The sequence below is a fragment of the Melaminivora alkalimesophila genome, assembly GCF_000282995.1.
In the GTDB taxonomy this organism is placed as follows: domain Bacteria; phylum Pseudomonadota; class Gammaproteobacteria; order Burkholderiales; family Burkholderiaceae_C; genus Melaminivora; species Melaminivora alkalimesophila.
Genome location: NZ_ALEE01000327.1, coordinates 1 through 765, shown reverse-complemented (window position 1 = coordinate 765; position 765 = coordinate 1). Strand labels below are relative to the sequence as shown.

The 765-nt window shown below is 74.1% G+C and carries 1 pseudogene; it reads right to left on the bottom strand.

The window, feature by feature from the left end:
- Positions 1 to 765: pseudogene (locus tag A612_RS06090) on the bottom strand (hybrid sensor histidine kinase/response regulator); the annotation flags it as partial.

The window sequence follows — 765 nt, the reverse complement described above, 5'->3', positions numbered from 1 at the left end:
CCCACGGCCGGCTTGCCGGCCGCGACGCGCGCCTCGCTCGCCTCGATGCCGTGCCCGATGCTGTTGCGCAGCAGGTGCTCGAAGGCCGGCGCCATCCGGTCCAGCACACCGCGGTCCATCTCGATCGAGCCGCCGGCGATGTCCAGCCGGATCTGCTTGCCCGTCTCCTTGGAGGCCTGGCGCACCAGCGCGTAGAGGCGCTCGGAGATGCTCTCGAACTCCACCATGCGCGTGCGCAGCAGGTCGCGCTGCAGCTCGCGGGCCTGGCGGCCCTGGGCGATCAGGTCGTCTTCCGCGCCCTGCATGGCGCGCTGCATGTTGCGCTGCACGGTGGCCACGTCGTTGACCGACTCGGCCATCATGCGCGTGAGCTCCTGCACGCGCGTGAAGCGGTCGAACTCCAGCGGATCGAAGCCGGCCCCCTGGTCCTTGGACAGTGCCAGGCGCGACTGCATCTGCGTCTCGGCCTGCACCTCGATGTCGCGCAGCTGCTGGCGCAGCCGCTCCAGGTTGCCCGTCAGGTCGCCCAGCGAGCTGCGCAGCTGGCCCATGCGCGTCTCCAGGCGGGAGCGCGCGATCAGCACCTCGCCCGCCTGGTTGACCAGGCGGTCCAGCAGCCCCGAGCGCACGCGCACCGTGGGCCCGCTGGCCGGCCGGGCCGGCGCTGCGGGGCGCACGGCCGACAGGGGCACGGCCACGCGCTGCGGCGTCGCGCCGGTCGTGGCGAGGGTGGTGGGCGCGGCATCGGCGGGCGGCGCCGCCCCT